We start from the raw sequence: 306 nt of genomic DNA, 5'->3' as shown, positions 1-306 counted from the left end.
GGGGTTTTGATTAAAGTCGCCTTGTAGTGTGCCCCACAACCAATCACCTGCTTGGGTTGCAATGCCATTGGCTTCTACCAGTGGTGCAGTATTGCCGCTGCGTACCATTTCAGCGGCTCGCGCTGGGGTGATTTGTCCATACAGTGGGTTTTTAGGGCGATTATCTTCTGGCAGGTAATCGCGTTTATCCTCACCATATTGCACGGTGTATTGACCGGGCGGTGCATTCTCAATTTTTGCTTTACCGCTGTCGTCTAAGTTACCAGTCAGCGCTGTGCCGTTTGCAAATCGAATGGTATAAGGCGC

General features: G+C 50.7%; 1 protein-coding gene. It reads right to left on the bottom strand.

What is annotated here, in order from left to right:
* The coding region (locus EXT47_RS23940; RefSeq protein WP_165383848.1) for a hypothetical protein at window positions 1-306 on the bottom strand (306 nt) is incomplete at both ends.

Origin of the sequence: Pseudoalteromonas sp. CO342X, assembly GCF_004208915.1 — a bacterium.
GTDB classification, from domain to species: Bacteria; Pseudomonadota; Gammaproteobacteria; order Enterobacterales; family Alteromonadaceae; genus Pseudoalteromonas; species Pseudoalteromonas maricaloris.
Note: the sequence above shows the minus strand (reverse complement) of the source record. Positions and strands in the feature narration are given on the sequence as shown.